The following is a 16,435-nucleotide window of genomic DNA, read 5'->3' as shown; positions in this document are numbered from 1 at the left end:
GCCTCGCAATGACGTGTCGGGTATTATCTCGATTATCCTGTAAATCCTAAAAATCCGTTAAATCCTGGTTCTTTTCTTAATTTCGCCTTTAGTGTATCAAATCCTTAAAAAAGAAATAACAGCCTACCTCAGTTCGCTGGTGGCGTATATTACCATTGGGGCTTTCCTGCTGGTAATGGGGTTGTTGCTGTGGGTATTCCCCGAGTCGAGCATCTTAGATTATGGTTATGCCGGGCTGGACGGGCTGTTCAGCACCGCGCCTTATCTGTTGATGTTCCTTATCCCGGCCATCACCATGCGCTCGCTGGCCGAAGAGCGCCGCGAGGGTACTTTTGAGTTGCTGGCCACCCGTCCGCTCACTAATACCCAGATTGTTTTAGGTAAATACCTGGCCTGTGTGGTGCTGCTGCTGTTTACGCTGCTGCCCACGCTGTTTTATTACTATACCGTTTATCAACTGGGTTTGCCGGTAGGCAATGTGGATACAGGCGGCGTAATTGGCTCTTACATTGGTCTGTTTTTGCTTGGCTGTGCATTTACGGCCATCGGTATATTTGCCTCGGGTGTTACCAGAAACCAGATCATCGCTTTTGTTATAGCGGTGTTTTTGTGCTTCTTTTTCTATAGCGGATTCGATTCGCTGGGTGGGTTGTTCTCTTTGCAGGATAGCTCTATCCAACAATTGGGTATTACTGAGCATTACCAATCAGTAAGCCGCGGTGTGCTGGATACGCGCGATCTGGCTTATTTCATTATCCTTTCGGCACTATTTATCTTGCTTACTTTGTTTGCGCTGATTCGTCAGCAACAACGGAAAGTGAATGTCAAATCATTAGTGTTCTCTATCGTGGGGATGGCGATTTTGCTGGTGTTGGCCAACCTGGGCTTCACCCGATTTGATTTTACTAAAGAGAAACGCTATACCATATCCCAAGTGAGTCGCGATATGATGGATAGTCTGGATCATCCCGTTACTATCACCGTTTTCTTGAAAGGCGATAAGTTCCCGTCGGGCATGAAGCGTTTGCAATTTGCTACGCGAGATATGCTGAGCGATCTACAGGCTTATAGCCACGGTAAATTACAGTTCGATATTGTAGATCCGCTGGCCGGCCAGAACCAACAACAGCAGGAGCAAACCATACAAAACCTGCAATCGCACGGCGTGCAGCCAACCAACCTGAGCGTGGCTACAGACGGCGGACAGGAACAGAAAATTATTTTCCCGGCGGCTATTGTGAGTTCGGGCAAGCGAGAGGTGCCGGTAAACCTGCTGCAAACCCGCGAAGGATTATCAGACGAAGAACAACTCAACAACTCTATTCAGAACCTTGAATATGCTTTTGCATCAGCTATCCATAATGTGATAAGCGGGGGGAGACGACTGGTTGGTTTCACCGTTGGTCATAACGAATTAACCGATCTGCAACTCTACTCGGCCCGTAAGGATCTGTTTGATGCAGGTTATGATGTGGGCCGGTTTAACCTGGCTAATATTCCTTTTGACAGTCTGAAGAAGATTAACCTGGTGGTAATTCCTAAACCAGATAAACCTTTCAGTGAACTGGAAAAATTCAAGCTCGATCAATACATCATGAACGGTGGCAGCGTGCTGTGGACGATAGATCAGGTAAGTGCCGAGCTGGACAGCCTGCGCGGCCACGGTGGCGAGCAACTGACCTTCCCTAAAACGCTGAACCTGGATGATCAGCTGTTCCGCTACGGTGTGCGTTTGAATTATGACCTGATTGCCGATATGAGCTGCAGTCAGATTCCGTTGGCCACAGGCAACGTTGGCGGACAGGCACAGATCCAGATGGTGCCGTGGTTGTTCTACCCGGTATTTGTGCCACAATCAAAGCATCCGGTAGTTAAAAATCTGGATGGTATCCGCAGCCAGTTTGCCGGTACCATGGATACGCTGGAGGTGAAGAACGTGAAGAAAACCGTATTGATCACTTCATCGCCTTATAGTAAAAAGCTGAAGGCGCCTTATATGCTATCGTTACAGGCAGTAGAGCAGACGCCAGACCCGCGAACTTTCCTCGATACGCCTAAAAATGTAGGGGTACTGCTGGAAGGTAAGTTTATATCAGATTTCCGTAATCGCCCTACACCCGAAGGTTTAGGTGAGCAGATCAAACGCCTGGATGAAAGCAAACCTGCCCGCATGATCGTCATCAGCGATGGTGATATTTTGCGGAATGATATCGGCACCGATGGTTCGCCATATCCGCTGGGTTATGATCATTATATGCATAAAAGCTTTGGCAACCGCAATCTGCTGCTCAACATAGCCGATTTTATGACTGGCGATCAGCGACTGATTAGTCTGCGCAGTAAAGAGATACAGCTGCGCCTGCTGGATAAGGCCCGTGTACGTGCCGATAAAATGCTGTGGCAGCTGCTTAACACGGTATGTCCATTAGGTATAGTGTTAATATTTGCTATTTTTCAACATTATCTACGCAGAAAGAAGTATGCTGTGTAATTTTTATATTTTTGGTTGATAAGAACCCTACGGTATGAGATTCATTGTTTCGACATCTACGTTACTAAAGCAACTACAGTCTGTAAGCGGCGCGCTTAGCAACAGTACCGTATTGCCGATACTAGAAAACTTTTTATTTGAAATTAAAGACGGCAGCCTCACTATCTCGGCTACCGATCTGCAAACCAGCATGACCACATCGCTGGCGCTGACTGATGCTAAGGAGAACGGCCGTATTGCCATCCCTTCACGCATTTTGTTGGATACGCTGAAATCATTACCAGAACAGCCGGTAGCTTTCAACGTTGACGATAAAACCTTCGCTATTGAGATCAATGCCGGCGACGGTAAATACAAACTAAGCGGCGAGAACGGCGACGATTTTCCAAAGATCCCGGTGGTAGAGAACGCTTCATCAGTTAACCTGCCTGCATCTGTACTGGCAGAGGCTATTAACAAAACCATCTTTGCGGTAAGTAATGATGAGTTGCGCCCGGCAATGACTGGTGTTTTCTGTCAGCTGTCGCCACAGTCTATCACTTTTGTGGCCACAGACGCACACAAACTGGTGCGCTACCGTCGTAAAGATGCTAAGGCTGAAGCGGCTTCATCGTTTATCCTTCCTAAAAAGGCTTTGAACCTGCTGAAATCTGCCCTGCCGTCTGACGATGTTAACGTGGCAGTAGAGTACAACACCACCAGCGCTTTCTTCAAGTTTGGTAGCATCAACTTAGTTTGTCGTCTGATTGATGAGCGTTACCCAGATTACGAAGCGGTTATTCCACAAAATAATCCAAACCGTTTGACGATTGATCGTCTGGCATTCCTGGGTTCATTGAGCCGTGTGGCTATTTACGCTAACAAAACCACCCACCAGGTGCGTTTAAAAATAAATGGCAGCGAGCTGCAGATCTCGTCTGAAGATATCGACTTCAGCAACGAGGCGCACGAGCGTCTGAGCTGTCAGTACGAAGGCGACGATATGGAGATTGGTTTCAATGCCCGTTTCCTGATCGAGATGCTGAAAAACCTGAGCGGCGAAGAGGTGGCATTACACATGTCGACCCCGAACCGTGCCGGTCTACTATTACCACAAGGCGGCGACGAAAACGAAGACGTGCTGATGCTGGTAATGCCGGTAATGCTCAACAACTACGCATAAGTATAGACTTAAATTATAGATCCAAGAAAAGCCGGCGCGATGCCGGCTTTTTTTATGGGATAGGGCTATATTTAGAATTTCTTGTCATTTCGAACGATAGTGAGAAATCTTATATGCCATACTATTTCACTTTGCTATTTTAGATGATCAACCTAACCAAACCATGTGGGGCAATAACTTCTACGTCTATATCACCACTAATTCTACAAAGAGAATTTTATACATCGGTGTAACTAATGATCTGAAAGAAGATTAAACGAGCATACTGAAAATAGAGGGAACGGTGATTCTTTTACGGGCAAATACTATTGCCGGTATCTGATATACTATGAACACTATACTGATATTAATCAGGCAATAACAAGAGAGAAGGAACTCAAAGCATGGCGGAGAGAGAAGAAGATTACATTAATAGAGTCTGTTAACTCTCAATGGCGTTTTCTGAATGGGGAACTTTAAGTTTAGAAAGCCGCTGTGGAACGAATGCTGTATAAGATTCCTCCTCACGCCAGGCGCAACCCAACGCAGGTTCGTTCGGAATGACAAATGAGGACCATAACAAGAAAGGCAAGCGTTAACGCTTGCCTTTCTTGTTATATTGGCATATGAAATTACGCCTTTGGTACTTTCACAACCAGTTTTTTAATCACGCCGTCACCAATCATTGGTGCGTGTACATCCTCAGGGTAGAAGATCACAAACTGACCGGCTTCCAGGGTGAAATGCATTTGTGGTTTGTCGGCATAAAATAATACGTCTTTCTCCGGGTTGTATTCGCCTTTTGGAGCAGTGCAGTTTTCGCGTGGAGTCCAGCCCATGGTTTCGGTGCCGCTGATCAATACCTGGATATCGATATTGTTGTTGTGACACTCAAATTTTTCAGAGGCAGTTTCGGCGGTTACGCCTTCTTTTTCCATTACGGCAGTTTTCATGCCTGCAACTTCCAGTTTACCAACTTCCAGTGCGTTCAGATCAGTGCTGGTCAGGTAATCAAAAGCAGCTTTAAATTGTGGGTGCAAAGCAGCGTATTTGTGGCCGTTTGCTAAAGTATCGATAATCATAATGTTTTTAGTTTAAGGATTGTTTATGTTAGATGTTTTCTTGAGGTGTATCCGGAAGGAGCTTAGCCAGTTCACGTATTTTTTCTACCAGAAAAGTGGTTTCGCGAACGTGATGTTCGTCAAGGCGTTTATACCGTTCCTCCCAGGTTAATGATTCATCGTCCACATATCGTGGTACTTTGATCCATTTGTAAGAATTCAATATTTCGTCTTTATTGATCGGCATCCTGATAGCTAACTAAAAATCCGCCCCACTTGCATGTGGGACGGATTCTATATTTTGACTTCCGGACTTTCGGTCTAACCCAGCTTCCGGACTTCTTATTAACGCTGTACGCGGCCAGAACCGTCACCTTTAACCAGGTCTTTCACCTCGTTCAGGGTAGCGTGGTTCAAATCGCCAGGGATGGTGTGTTTCAGTGCAGAAGCAGCAACGCCAAACTCAGCAGCATCGCCCTGGCTCATACCAGTTACCAGACCGAAGATAAAGCCTGAAGCGAATGAGTCGCCAGAACCTACACGGTCAACGATACGAACTTCGTACTGTTTAGTGTGGTAGAATTCGTTACCGTCATACACCAACGCGCTCCAGCCGTTGTCGCTTGCGCTGTGGCTTTCGCGTAGGGTAGAAGCGATGTGTTTGAAACCAAATTTCTCTTTCATCTGTTTGAAAACGCTTTTGTAACCGTCCAGGTTCAGTTCACCTTTAGTTACGTCGGTACCTTCAGATGTGAAACCTAAAGTGGTGTCAGCATCTTCTTCGTTACCAATACAAACGTCAACATATTGGCACAGCTCAGTCATTACTTTGCGTGCTTTTTCTTTGCTCCACAATTTTTTGCGGTAGTTCAGGTCAATAGAAGTAGTGATGCCTTTTGCTTTAGCAGCTTTCAGAGCAGCCAGGGTTAACTCAGCAGCTTTGTCGCTCAGCGCTGGAGTGATACCGGTAGTGTGGAACCAGTCAGCACCTTCAAAAATAGCATCCCAGTTAAATTCGCTTGCATCAACGTCGGCAATAGAAGCGCCGGCGCGGTCATAAACAACCTGAGAAGCGCGCATAGAAGCACCTGTTTCTAAAAAGTAGATGCCCAGACGGTCGCCACCGCGTGCCACAAACTGGGTATCAACACCGTAACGACGCAGGTGGTTGATAGCAGCCTGACCGATAGGGTTATTAGGTACTTTAGACACGAAGGTGCCATTTAAACCATAGTTGCACAGTGCAGCAGAAACGTTGGCTTCGCCACCACCGTAAGTGATATCGAAGGTATCGGCCTGAACAAATCTTTTGAAATCAGGGGTTGATAAACGCAACATTATCTCACCCAGGGTTACGACTTTTTTAGACATCGTGATTGATACTTTTTAAAAATTAAAAAATAAAACTACAAAATTACTCGGCTTTGCCGATGGAGGCCAAAAATACATTTAAACCTAACTAATTACTAAGTTTTTATAAAAAAAAAGCCCGGTAACGATTGCGCTGATTTATTTGAATTAATTACAGATTAGTATGCCGTGTTTAACTGATTTCTTTATACTTTAGGCCCCAAATAAATCTGAAGTACTAATAACATAGCAATGGATAAGAAAGAAACCATCCTGAAACTGATCCCTGAGCAGGGTATTTTGCCTTTGTATTTTAATAAAGATGCCGAAGTAAGCGTTAACATTCTGCGTGCGCTGTACAACGCCGGTGTTAAAACAATTGAATACACTAACCGTGGCGAGGCAGCTCTGAAAAATTTTGCCAAACTGCGTGAGGTATGTGATAAAGAACTGGGCGGTATGTACCTGGGTGTAGGCACTATTAAAAATGCTAAACAAGCTCAGGATTTTGTGGATGCTGGTGCAGATTACATCATTAGCCCCGGATTGGTTGAAGAAGTAATCCCGGTAGCAGAAAAAGCTGGTTTATTGTGGATCCCTGGCTGTATGACTCCGTCTGAGATTATCAAAGCTGAAAACCTGGGCGCTAAAGTAATTAAACTGTTCCCTGGTAACATGTTAGGCCCAAGCTTCCTTTCTGGTATTAAAGAACTGTTCCCTGGTATGTTGTTTATGCCAACCGGTGGTGTAGAACTGACTACCGAAAACATTGGTGGCTGGTTTAAAGCAGGCGTTTGTGCTGTAGGCATGGGCAGCAAGCTGATCACTAAACAACTGATGGAAGAGCAGAAATATGAGCAGCTGACTGCTGATACTAAAGCAGCTCTGGAAATTGTTAAAGCAAGCAGATAATTATTAAATACATATATAAAGCATATACCTAAATAACCAAGAGCCAAAATGAACGAGACGAAAATTGGAAGATACAGGTGGGTGATTATTACCCTGCTGTTGTTTTCCACAACCATCAACTATATGGATCGCCAGGTAATTAGTTACCTGAAAGATTTCTTTTCCACACCAAAAGAAAAAGGCGGTTTCGGATGGTCAAATAGCGATTATAGTAACGTAACCACTTTCTTTACCCTGTTCTATGCAGGCATGACGGTAGCGGCCGGTGCTTTGATCGATAAAATTGGTACCAAGCTGGGCTTGGCGTTGTCGTTAATTGTATGGTCGTTTTTTGGTATGCTGAATGCTTTGGCTGGTAGTGCTGTTTCCATGCACATCATCATCCGTAGCTTATTTGGTATTGGTGAGGGCGGTAACTTCCCGGCTTCTATCAAAACCGTTGCAGAGTGGTTCCCTAAAAAAGAACGCGCGCTGGCTACAGGTATCTTCAACAGCGGTTCAAACATCGGCGCCATGCTGGCATCACTGTTTGTGCCATGGTGTTTGTTAACCTGGGGTGTTGAGCCGGGATGGAAGTATGCTTATATTATTACCGGTGCGGTTGGCTTTTTATGGTTAATCTTCTGGTTTGCATTATATAACCCGCCTGCGAAATGTAAAAACCTCACAAAAGAGGAGTATGATTACATCCACAGCGATGAACTGGTAGCTGCTCATGTAGCTCCGTCTGAAGATGTTGCTGTTGAGAATAAAATGTCATGGGGTAAGTTGTTAACTTATCCGCAAACGTGGGCATTTTTTGTAGGTAAGTTTATGACAGATGGTATCTGGTGGTTCCTGCTGTTCTGGTTGCCAGATTACCTGAAGAAACAGTTCCATATGACTACCCACGAGGTAATGTGGCCAACATTTATTGTGTATGGTATAGCTATATTTGGTAGTACATTTGGCGGCAGTATCCCAATGTTTATGATTAACAGAGGCATGGAAGTAAGAAAAGCACGCATGTTATCTATGTTTGTTATTGCACTCTTCCCTATTGCGTTGTTATCAACACAATACTTTGGTAATGTGGCTCACTTTGGTGCCAATGCATCTATACTGGCTATTGGGGTAATTTGTATTGGGGCGGCTGCGCACCAGGCATGGTCTGCCAACCTGTTTACTACCGTTTCTGATATGTTTCCAAAACGTGCAGTTGGGTCTGTTACAGGTATCGGTGGTTTAGCTGGTGGCCTGGGTGGTGCTGTTGTTCAAAAAGTAGCAGGTTATTTAACCGATCTTTACAAAGCAACGCCAGAGCACGCATATGCTATTATGTTTGCCATTTGTGCGCTGTCTTATATTATTGCCTGGGTTATCATTAAATTCCTGTCAACAAAGGCGGTGGACATGTCTAACGCATAACACCTCTCAATGCCTTCCCGAAGGGAGGAGATAAAGTTAAGAAGAGGCCTTGCTCAAATGAGCAAGGCCTCTTTGTTTTGACGGCGACGACCAAAGGCCGCGGGATAGTCATCACTCGCGAAGACGCGAGCGATTGCAAGTTGGGTAAACAGAAAAAGCGACATAGTCGCTTTTTCTGTTTGAAATCTTCTCGCAGTCGCTCGGCTCCAGCCGAGTGACGATTATCCCGCGGCCTCTGGCCGCCGTTTAAGCTACTGCCCGACGGGGAGGCTGGGAGGGGTTTAATGCTTGAAAAATATAATATAGAGTTGCTTAAAAATATGATAAGCAGCAAAAGAGAAGAACAGCATCGATATGCCCGTATTAATAAACCGGGTGCTCAATGCAAAGCGGCCTTGTATGTAACAGGCAAATTTTGCATAGAGAAACAGGCATGAAAATGCACCGGCTGCAGAGCCCAGGCTGAATATCGTCAACGCAACGTTATCAATTTCTATCCACTGGTGCGTAACCAGGTAAGTACCCGCAATCATCCAGAACGGCACCTGCATAGGGTTAAGGGCGCCCAGAATAATACCGTATTTAATGCTGGCCGTGTTAGAGTATGTTGTTTTAGGTGGTTTGTTGCGGTTTACCCACATCAGTGTACCCAATGTGCCGAATAGCGCTACCATTACCCAATCAATAGCCGTATCCAGGTGTACCTGCTGCGAGAGCCACCTATCTGCATGAATAATAAAGAAGGTAAAGAAAAACTCGACGCATGAGAATGCGATCATAAACTGCAGCGCATGCTTCATGCCGCGATTAATGGTAATCTGCACCAGCGTTAAGTTGATGTTGCCCGGCGGGACATACCCGATGAAATTGACGATAAGGCCAAGGAAGAAGGTTAAAAAGATCATCGCCCCAAAGTTAAACTACCTTCATTATATTTCGGTTAAATTTTGAATTTGCCGTTATTTGCATCGACTTAAAATAAAATTGATGCCCCGGCAAAAAATTATATCATTATTACCCGCAGCTACCGAAATTGTTTGTGCCCTTGGTTTACAGGCAGACCTGGTAGGCCGCTCGCACGAGTGCGATTATCCTGAAGGCGTAAAACGACTCCCTGTTTGCTCTGAAGCCAACTTTGAAGATGGCCTGAGCAGCGCCGAGATTGACACGAAAGTAAAAGAAATACTGGCCGAAGCGCTATCGGTTTACTCCGTTAAACGCGAGGTGATCAAAGATCTGCAGCCTGATGTACTAATTACTCAGGCCCAGTGCGAGGTCTGCGCGGTATCCTTAGAAGAAGTGGAGCAGGCGTTGGATGATTACCTAGAGAAACCGGCCAGCATCGTATCCTTATCTCCGGCCAAGCTAGACGATATTTTTGAGAATATCCGCCAGGTGGCCATCGCGCTGGATGCCATCCCGCAAGGTGAGGAACTGTTGGAACTATTGGAGGAGCGATTGGACATCATCCGCCATAAGCTGAAATTTATTACCGATAAGCCTACGGTTGCCTGTATTGAATGGCTGGAACCGCTGATGATTAGCGGTAACTGGATCCCCGAAATGGTTGAACTGGCAGGCGGCGTGCCAATACTGGCGCAAACCGGTGCCCACTCGCCCTATGTTAAATGGGAGGATATTCAGGCTGTTGATCCGGATATTATTGTGCTGATGCCTTGCGGATTTTCTATAGATCGTACCATGCGCGAGGTAAGTTTAATTTTACAACATCCCGGCTTTAACGAGCTGAAAGCCGTAAAGAACAACCGCTTCTACATTACCGACGGTAATCAATATTTCAATCGACCGGGCCCACGTATTGTGGATTCGGTAGAGATACTGGCCGAGATCATTAATCCCAAACAGTTCATCTTCGGGTATGAGGGGAATGGTTGGGTGAAGTTTGGGTTGTAGGAAATAAACTTGAATAAACTACCACGTCATTGCGAGGGACGAAGCAATCTCTGCGTATGCAAATCGGAAGAGCATATTTGATCGACCTGTACAGGAATTATTAATATTATTATTTGTTTCTAATGGTATTAATGAGCTCCCTCCGGTCGGTTGTCTTCGTTCCTCGCAATGACGTTATTATATAATCTGTCTTATATGATTATTTCAGAACCCAAACTCAGAACTTTTACCCAACAGGTATTCCTATCCATAGGCTGCAGCAAGGCCCATGCTGAATTAGCTGCCGACGTACTCTTGAAATCAGATCTGCGCGGCATCGACTCTCACGGTTTGGCACGTTTAGCCGGATACGTACGCCTGTGGGACAAAAAGCGCATCAACTCCACGCCGGATATCAAAATTGTACATGAAACGCCCACCACCGCTACCGTTGACGGCGATGCAGGCCTGGGGTTGGTGGTAGCGCCTTTTGCCATGCAGATTGCCATAGAAAAGGCAGAAAAATACGGTTCGGGCTGGGTATCGGTACGTAACTCCAATCATTTTGGTATTGCCGGTTACCATGGACTGATGGCGGTAGAAAAAGATATGATAGGCTTTGCCATGACCAATGCTAGTCCGCTGGTGGCGCCTACTTTTAGTAATGAAAAGATGCTGGGCACCAATCCCATGTGTTATGCGTTCCCGGCAGGCAAACACGCCCCGGTGATAGTGGATATGGCCACATCTGCGGCGGCTAATGGTAAGCTGGAAATTGCCCAGCGCAGCGGCAAGCAGGTGCCTGAAGGTTGGATACAAGATAAACAGGGTGCTTACACTACAGATCCGCACGCACTGAAATCAGGTGGTTCATTGTTGCCTTTGGGTAGCGATCGTGATCATGGCAGTCATAAAGGCTTTGGATTGAGTGCTACGGTAGATATTCTTTCTGCGGTGTTATCAGGAGCCAATTACGGACCGTGGGTGCCGCCGTTTGTAGCCTTTATGGATCCGGCACCAAATCCGCCGGGATTAGGTATTGGTCATTTCCTGGGTGCTATGCGGGTAGATGGTTTCCGCCCTGTTGCTGATTTCAAAGCCGATATGGATAACTGGATTGAACGCTTTAAAAGCGCGTCACGCGTTGATGAAGCACAACCGGTTATTATTCCCGGTGAACCAGAGTTGGAAGCCGAGGCTATCCGCATTAAAGAGGGGATTCCGCTGGTTGACGCAGTTGTAAAAGATCTGAATGAGTTGGCGGTGAGGTTTGGGTTAGAGGGATTGTAAGTTCTTGCGTGGTGCTGGTTCTAGCGCTCTTCAAATAAGTTCCTGCTTTTTCAACGGTTCATACTGTGATGTTCTGTAGCCCGCTCATTGCCGCGGAGGCTAGTCACTTTTTGCTTGATCAAAAAGTAACCAAAAACTGAGCGATAGCGAACTCACAAAGGCCTATTAAAACAAATTGAACTCCTGAATAAATCAAGTCAAAACGATTCCTTCTCCGCGCCCTGCGTAAATTTGACGCGCGCAGCGCAGTCAAATTTTACGGCATTCCCGCCAACGCCCGGCCCGGCGTTTTGACAGCCCTACGCTTTTTTTAGTTTTGAACCAGGATTTTTAGGATTCGAATGATTTTCAGGATCTAAGTTTGATAAGCATCCTATAAATCCTCAAAATCTTATGAATCTTGGTTCAAGACAGACAATTGGGCGCGGTGGCCGACAGCGGGTAGCTTCTGGATGAAATCAGGCAGAACAAGTTGGGCTGTGCGGCAGGAAAGGGCATTCATCTTCGACGCCTGAAGCGTTGGGATTGTGTGCAGCGTTAGCGGAGGCGTTGAAGTGGCGCCCTGTGGTTTTGATTGATTTGCAGGATAGGCCCCGTGCGGCAAAAGAAGCATTCCGCTGTCAAAGCGTTTTGGTTACTTTTTCGCCAAAAAGTAACAAGCCCTCCCGCGGCGATTGAGCGGGACGGAAGGCCGATTTGCACGAACAGATCATAATAGCAACAGAGTCAAAGCTATTGCCAATAGGCGCTTACGCTCCCGCTGCTTTCTCCAGCGCTTGCAAAAAAACCTCTACCGGCTGTGCGCCAGACACCGCAAATTTCTCGTTAAACAAAAAGAAAGGCACCCCTCTGATGCCGAGCTGCTGTGCTTCGGCAATATCCATTTTTACTTCGGCTTCATATTGATCAGTGCTCAGCATTTGGCGAATGTCTGCTTCTTGCAAACCGAGGGAAATACCGATGGCGATCAGTGTTTCCGTATCATCAATATTACGGCCTTCGGTAAAGTAAGCTTTAAAAAGGGCTTCTTCTGCACCCTCACCAAAACCCTTAGCGGTAGCCAGGTGGGCCAGGCGATGGGCGTTGAAACTGTTGGCTACTACAATCTGATCCATCCGGTAAGACAGATCTACACCCTGTGCCATTTCGGTTACCTGGCGGTTCAGGTCTTCCGCATAGGCAAGGTCCCAGCCTTTGGCGTCGGCAAGGTATTGATTGATACTGATGGTTGGATCGGTTTTTAGGTATGGGTTCAGCAGGTAACTTTTCCAGATGATGCTTACATCGTGTTTGCCTGCAAAATCATTTAAAGCTTCCTCAAAACGGCGTTTGCCAATGTAGCAGAACGGGCATACCACGTCTGACCATATCTCAACTTTTATCATGCAGCTAAGTTAGGTTTCCCGGGTGCTAAAATGTAAATTACTGTGTCAGGCGATAGTAATAGATGGGCTCGCCTTGTCCCTCGCTGGTGGTGTAGTAACCTTTGCCATCGGCCGTAAAACCCACCGCTTCGCCCTGCTTTTCACTCTTGTAGTACATTTTACGGGGCTTGCGCGTCATGGTTTGCCAGGCCGGTTCGCCAGGAAGGCGCTGCCAATAGTAAACATGCTGGTAGTTACGCAGCAGGATCTGGCTGCCGTCTTTAGAAATATCGCCCGCAGTGATCCATTTAAAAGGAGGCAGGCCACCAAAGTGAATGCTTACGCGTTTGGTCAGCGTAAGCGTATCGTTTCCTTTAAAGTCTAAAGGAGTAGTATAAACATTTACAGAACCGCTGCGCTTAGAAACAATGTAGATCAGCTTTTCAATCGGATCTATCATCAGCGTTTCTGCATCACGTGGCCCATCGGGGTATTTTAGATACACGCGGTCGCTGGCAATATTCTTATTTGCAGCATCGGGTTTAGTAGCTTGCTCATCAAAGCGATAAACGGTGACATAGGGATAATCAGCTTTGTTATCGCCAATGTCGCCCAGGTAAACATAGCTCTTGCCAGCCTCCGGTCCCGGACCAACGGCTATGTCCTCACAATCGCGTACGCCTAAAGCTATGCCTTTCTCGCCGGTAAAATGATAGGTGGCTTTTAAATCACCTTTAGGTGTGATAGCAAAAAAGCGACTGCTATCACCGCTATCATTGTGCACGTAAAGCACATCCGGATAAACAGAAGAAGCCGCAATACCCGAAATTTCATCGAGTGTTGAGCCTTGCAATGTACCCACTAAAACCTCTTTTTCTGATGATAATTTTTGAGCATAGGCTGCCACCAGCATCATCATAATAGCCGTGGGAACCAATATTCGTTTCTTTTTAAAAAAATTCATCATCGGGGTATTTATAACGGCGCAAAAATAGCACTTATTGTATCTGCTTTTTGTTAATATTTTATAAAGCAAATAGTTGAGCCAAATGTTGTAGCTATAAAGGCAAACGTTGTGCTATGGATACCAACTGCAAAAAATACAAGTTTGTTAACAGCCAAACGGGCAATACCATTTACTACCACTCGATTGAAGAAGAGCTGGATGAGCTAACCCTGCGTGAACATCTGGACAAAATAAAGGCCCAGGTAGCCTCGCAAAACGGCCTTTACGTAGATATTGTGTACTGGGAAGAGTTGAAAGAGTGATTGGTTATTAATAAAATATGTCATCTCGACCAAAGGGAGAGACCTTTTCGGAGCGACATGATGGGACGCATGTTCGAAAAGATCCCTCGCTATCGTTCGGGATGACATTATCGGTTATCTCGAAAATTAAATAACCTGAATTAAGCTAATTTACACCTTCACTCCAAAGCGGTAAACCGATGCGGAGGTAAATGTCTCGTCCGGATTTAAAACTGTGCTTGGAAATTCAGGATGATTAGGCGAGTCCGGGAAATGCTGGGTTTCCAGTGCCACCATCGTTCTGAAATCGTCTTTCGCGCCATTCTGGAAGGTGTTGGTGCCGTCCATAAAATTGCCGGTATAAACCTGCATGCCCGGCTCTGTGGTGTAAACATCCAGATAAATGCCGCTAATGTCGCCGGTTAAACGGCCGGCCAAGGTTAAGTCGCCGGGCTCAGGTTTGTTCAATACATAGGTATGGTCATAGCCGTTGCCGGTTTGCATTTGCTCGTGCGCATCGTTAATACGCGGGCCAATCTTCTGCTCCTTGCGAAAATCAAAGGCGGTGCCCTCAACCGGCATCAGCTCACCGGTAGGTATCAAGTTACTGTTAACTGCTACCAAAGCATCAGCATTAACATAAAGGGTGTGCTTCAGTATGTCGCCGTTACCCTCGCCGTTCAGATTATAATAATTATGGTTGGTAAGGTTGATGACGGTTGGTGCATCAGTCTGTGCAGAGTAATCAATACTCACACCGTCTTCCAATAGCGTAAATACTAAGGTTACTGTCAGTTTGCCGGGATAGCCGTCTTCGCCATCCGCAGAAACATACGCCATGCTTACATGCACATCATCCACAGATGTTACTTGCCACAGTTTATCATGAAAGCCGCTGCCGCCGTGCAGGCTGTTCGGGCCGTTGTTTATAGGTAGCTGATAGTGCTTGCCGTTCAGCTCAAATTTGCCGTTAGCAATGCGGTTGCCAAAGCGACCGATGGTAGCGCCATAAAAAGGAGCCGTGGCTTTAAGATAATCATCAACATTATTGAAACCGCCGGTCACCTCTGTTTTCTGGCCGTTGGCGTTTATGATAATGCTGGTCATACGCGCACCATAATTGGTAAGCGTAACCTCAATAAAGTTATTCTTTAAAGTATAAAACTGTGCAGACATGATAGCAGATGTATAAAGCAGATACTGGGGTTACTTGTTACGTTGCGTAGAACCCCTGATAAGAAGTTTTGGTTTGATGCTGATGGTTTTTGGCGAGTTGCGGCTCTCTTTTTCTTTTCCTTTAGCCTCTGCCTCGTGGAAGTAAAGGTTAGATACCGTTTGCCCGATATAAACCGCATGTTGATCTACCGTGGTGATAGACGGACTGGTAATTTGCGTAAATGCCTCGTTAGAGTAACCGCAGATACCCAGCTCTTCGGGCACTTTTACACCCATATCATTGGCCACTTCCAGTACACCGAGTGCCGAAAAGTCATCGCGCGAGGCGAAGATGGCATCGGGCGGGTTTGGCATGCTAAGCAACGCGCGCACGTTAGCGGTAGTTTGCTCTTTAGTCCACGAGTTGGGGATGATCAAGCTTTCGTCTACCGGCAGGTTGTTGGTTTTTAAGGCATTTAGGTAGCCATCTCTACGCTGACGGAAAATGCCCAGCACTTGCGGGCCTTCTAACAGGGCAATCCGTTTGTAGCCTTGTTCAATCAGGTGTGATACGGCTTCGAACGACGCCTGTTCGGTATCGTTAATTACCTTCAGCGTTTCCAGGTTTTCGGCCACACGGTCAAACTGAATGAGCTGGATGTTGTGATCGAGCGCGTTTTGCAGGTGACTGTAATCGTTACCATCGGCAGAAACCGAGATTACAATACAATCTACATGCTGATTCATCAACGTGTTTACGCATTGTACCTCTTTTTCGTGATTTTCGTTAGATTGACAGATAATGAGGTTATAACCTTTTTGATAGATGGCCTCCTCAATACCCGAAATTACGTTGGCAAAAAAGTTTTGGTTGATGCGCGGTACTACAACGCCAATAGTTTGCGTTTTGCCTTTACGCAGGTTTGAGGCCAGCGAGTTGGGCTTATAGTTCATCTCGGCCGCCGTTTTGAGAATCAGTTGTTTGGTGTTCTCGTTAACGTGGCTGCTGTTGTTCAACGCGCGCGACACCGACGAAGCTGTTAAATTCAGCTTTTTGGCAATGTCATAAATGGTAACTCGTTTTTTAGGCTTCATTTGGAATAGTGGGTAAGTATAAAAAAAA

Annotated in this window: 15 protein-coding genes and 1 pseudogene; 8 read left to right on the top strand and 8 right to left on the bottom strand. The window is 46.0% G+C overall.

The genetic code is table 11. The annotated features are described in order from the left end of the window. The first annotated feature begins 91 nt into the window (after positions 1–91). The 3 genes and pseudogenes from gldG to ABZR88_RS16225 form a co-directional block, all read left to right on the top strand. Positions 92–2,491 (top strand): gliding motility-associated ABC transporter substrate-binding protein GldG, encoded by a 2,400-nt coding sequence (gene gldG, locus ABZR88_RS16235; protein WP_107826327.1) that lies wholly within the window; start codon positions 92–94, stop codon positions 2,489–2,491. Positions 2,492–2,525: 34 nt separating this feature from the next. After that, the gene (gene dnaN, locus ABZR88_RS16230; RefSeq protein ID WP_107826328.1) at positions 2,526–3,653 is read left to right on the top strand and encodes a DNA polymerase III subunit beta; all 1,128 of its coding nucleotides are present in this window, start codon (positions 2,526–2,528) and stop codon (positions 3,651–3,653) included. 303 nt (positions 3,654–3,956) lie between these two features. Continuing rightward, positions 3,957–4,112 (top strand): annotated as a pseudogene (locus tag ABZR88_RS16225) (GIY-YIG nuclease family protein); the annotation flags it as partial. Between the two features lie 152 nt (positions 4,113–4,264). Here ABZR88_RS16225 and ABZR88_RS16220 read toward each other — a convergent pair. The 3 genes from ABZR88_RS16220 to ABZR88_RS16210 form a co-directional block, all read right to left on the bottom strand. Next, entirely contained in the window at positions 4,265–4,714 is a 450-nt protein-coding gene (locus tag ABZR88_RS16220) for a YhcH/YjgK/YiaL family protein (protein ID WP_107826329.1), read from the bottom strand. 28 nt (positions 4,715–4,742) lie between these two features. Next, a complete protein-coding gene (locus tag ABZR88_RS16215; protein ID WP_107826330.1) occupies positions 4,743–4,940 on the bottom strand; it encodes a hypothetical protein in 198 nt (65 codons plus the stop codon). Between the two features lie 98 nt (positions 4,941–5,038). Continuing rightward, complete coding sequence (locus ABZR88_RS16210; RefSeq protein ID WP_107826331.1) at positions 5,039–6,064, bottom strand: sugar kinase; 1,026 nt, start codon at positions 6,062–6,064, stop codon at positions 5,039–5,041. Positions 6,065–6,295: 231 nt separating this feature from the next. Between ABZR88_RS16210 and ABZR88_RS16205 the strand changes: the two genes are divergently transcribed. Both ABZR88_RS16205 and ABZR88_RS16200 read left to right on the top strand, forming a co-directional pair. Then, positions 6,296–6,955 (top strand): bifunctional 4-hydroxy-2-oxoglutarate aldolase/2-dehydro-3-deoxy-phosphogluconate aldolase, encoded by a 660-nt coding sequence (locus tag ABZR88_RS16205; protein ID WP_107826332.1) that lies wholly within the window; start codon positions 6,296–6,298, stop codon positions 6,953–6,955. A 48-nt stretch (positions 6,956–7,003) separates the two neighbouring features. Next, positions 7,004–8,362, top strand: coding sequence for an MFS transporter (locus tag ABZR88_RS16200; protein ID WP_107826333.1), 1,359 nt, complete (start codon positions 7,004–7,006; stop codon positions 8,360–8,362). A 281-nt stretch (positions 8,363–8,643) separates the two neighbouring features. Here the strand turns inward: ABZR88_RS16200 and ABZR88_RS16195 are convergent, their stop codons facing one another. Beyond that, positions 8,644–9,267, bottom strand: coding sequence for a LysE family transporter (locus tag ABZR88_RS16195; protein WP_107826334.1), 624 nt, complete (start codon positions 9,265–9,267; stop codon positions 8,644–8,646). An 82-nt stretch (positions 9,268–9,349) separates the two neighbouring features. Between ABZR88_RS16195 and ABZR88_RS16190 the strand changes: the two genes are divergently transcribed. Beyond that, a complete protein-coding gene (locus ABZR88_RS16190; RefSeq protein ID WP_107826335.1) occupies positions 9,350–10,276 on the top strand; it encodes a cobalamin-binding protein in 927 nt (308 codons plus the stop codon). Positions 10,277–10,471: 195 nt separating this feature from the next. Further along, positions 10,472–11,545, top strand: a complete 1,074-nt coding sequence (locus tag ABZR88_RS16185; protein ID WP_107826336.1) for an Ldh family oxidoreductase — start codon at positions 10,472–10,474, stop codon at positions 11,543–11,545. A 749-nt stretch (positions 11,546–12,294) separates the two neighbouring features. Here the strand turns inward: ABZR88_RS16185 and ABZR88_RS16180 are convergent. Both ABZR88_RS16180 and ABZR88_RS16175 read right to left on the bottom strand, forming a co-directional pair. Then, positions 12,295–12,930 carry a DsbA family protein gene (locus ABZR88_RS16180; protein ID WP_107826337.1) on the bottom strand — a complete coding sequence of 212 codons (636 nt, stop codon included), beginning with the start codon at positions 12,928–12,930 and terminating at the stop codon, positions 12,295–12,297. Positions 12,931–12,967: 37 nt separating this feature from the next. Beyond that, positions 12,968–13,876, bottom strand: a complete 909-nt coding sequence (locus ABZR88_RS16175) for a hypothetical protein (protein ID WP_146166437.1) — start codon at positions 13,874–13,876, stop codon at positions 12,968–12,970. 113 nt (positions 13,877–13,989) lie between these two features. Between ABZR88_RS16175 and ABZR88_RS16170 the strand changes: the two genes are divergently transcribed. After that, a complete protein-coding gene (locus ABZR88_RS16170; protein WP_107826339.1) occupies positions 13,990–14,178 on the top strand; it encodes a hypothetical protein in 189 nt (62 codons plus the stop codon). A gap of 150 nt (positions 14,179–14,328) precedes the next feature. Here the strand turns inward: ABZR88_RS16170 and ABZR88_RS16165 are convergent, their stop codons facing one another. Further along, complete coding sequence (locus ABZR88_RS16165; RefSeq protein ID WP_107826340.1) at positions 14,329–15,333, bottom strand: aldose epimerase family protein; 1,005 nt, start codon at positions 15,331–15,333, stop codon at positions 14,329–14,331. Between the two features lie 30 nt (positions 15,334–15,363). Beyond that, entirely contained in the window at positions 15,364–16,407 is a 1,044-nt protein-coding gene (locus ABZR88_RS16160; protein ID WP_107827080.1) for a LacI family DNA-binding transcriptional regulator, read from the bottom strand. Between the last annotated feature and the right edge of the window lie 28 nt (positions 16,408–16,435).

It is taken from the genome of Mucilaginibacter yixingensis (genome assembly GCF_041080815.1).
Classification (GTDB): Bacteria; Bacteroidota; Bacteroidia; order Sphingobacteriales; family Sphingobacteriaceae; genus Mucilaginibacter; species Mucilaginibacter yixingensis.
The sequence above is the reverse complement of the archived record's forward strand: the minus strand, read 5'-3'. Positions and strand labels throughout refer to the sequence as shown.

What these genes read in the sequence shown, in the direction of transcription:
- dnaN (WP_107826328.1), top strand. Translation starts at nt 2,526, where the DNA reads ATGAGATTCATTGTTTCGACATCTACGTTACTAAAGCAACTACAGTCT.
- ABZR88_RS16220 (WP_107826329.1), bottom strand. Translation starts at nt 4,714, where the DNA reads ATGATTATCGATACTTTAGCAAACGGCCACAAATACGCTGCTTTGCAC.
- ABZR88_RS16215 (WP_107826330.1), bottom strand. Translation starts at nt 4,940, where the DNA reads ATGCCGATCAATAAAGACGAAATATTGAATTCTTACAAATGGATCAAA.
- ABZR88_RS16210 (WP_107826331.1), bottom strand. Translation starts at nt 6,064, where the DNA reads ATGTCTAAAAAAGTCGTAACCCTGGGTGAGATAATGTTGCGTTTATCA.
- ABZR88_RS16205 (WP_107826332.1), top strand. Translation starts at nt 6,296, where the DNA reads ATGGATAAGAAAGAAACCATCCTGAAACTGATCCCTGAGCAGGGTATT.
- ABZR88_RS16200 (WP_107826333.1), top strand. Translation starts at nt 7,004, where the DNA reads ATGAACGAGACGAAAATTGGAAGATACAGGTGGGTGATTATTACCCTG.
- ABZR88_RS16195 (WP_107826334.1), bottom strand. Translation starts at nt 9,267, where the DNA reads ATGATCTTTTTAACCTTCTTCCTTGGCCTTATCGTCAATTTCATCGGG.
- ABZR88_RS16190 (WP_107826335.1), top strand. Translation starts at nt 9,350, where the DNA reads ATGCCCCGGCAAAAAATTATATCATTATTACCCGCAGCTACCGAAATT.
- ABZR88_RS16185 (WP_107826336.1), top strand. Translation starts at nt 10,472, where the DNA reads ATGATTATTTCAGAACCCAAACTCAGAACTTTTACCCAACAGGTATTC.
- ABZR88_RS16180 (WP_107826337.1), bottom strand. Translation starts at nt 12,930, where the DNA reads ATGATAAAAGTTGAGATATGGTCAGACGTGGTATGCCCGTTCTGCTAC.
- ABZR88_RS16175 (WP_146166437.1), bottom strand. Translation starts at nt 13,876, where the DNA reads ATGATGAATTTTTTTAAAAAGAAACGAATATTGGTTCCCACGGCTATT.
- ABZR88_RS16170 (WP_107826339.1), top strand. Translation starts at nt 13,990, where the DNA reads ATGGATACCAACTGCAAAAAATACAAGTTTGTTAACAGCCAAACGGGC.
- ABZR88_RS16165 (WP_107826340.1), bottom strand. Translation starts at nt 15,333, where the DNA reads ATGTCTGCACAGTTTTATACTTTAAAGAATAACTTTATTGAGGTTACG.
- ABZR88_RS16160 (WP_107827080.1), bottom strand. Translation starts at nt 16,407, where the DNA reads ATGAAGCCTAAAAAACGAGTTACCATTTATGACATTGCCAAAAAGCTG.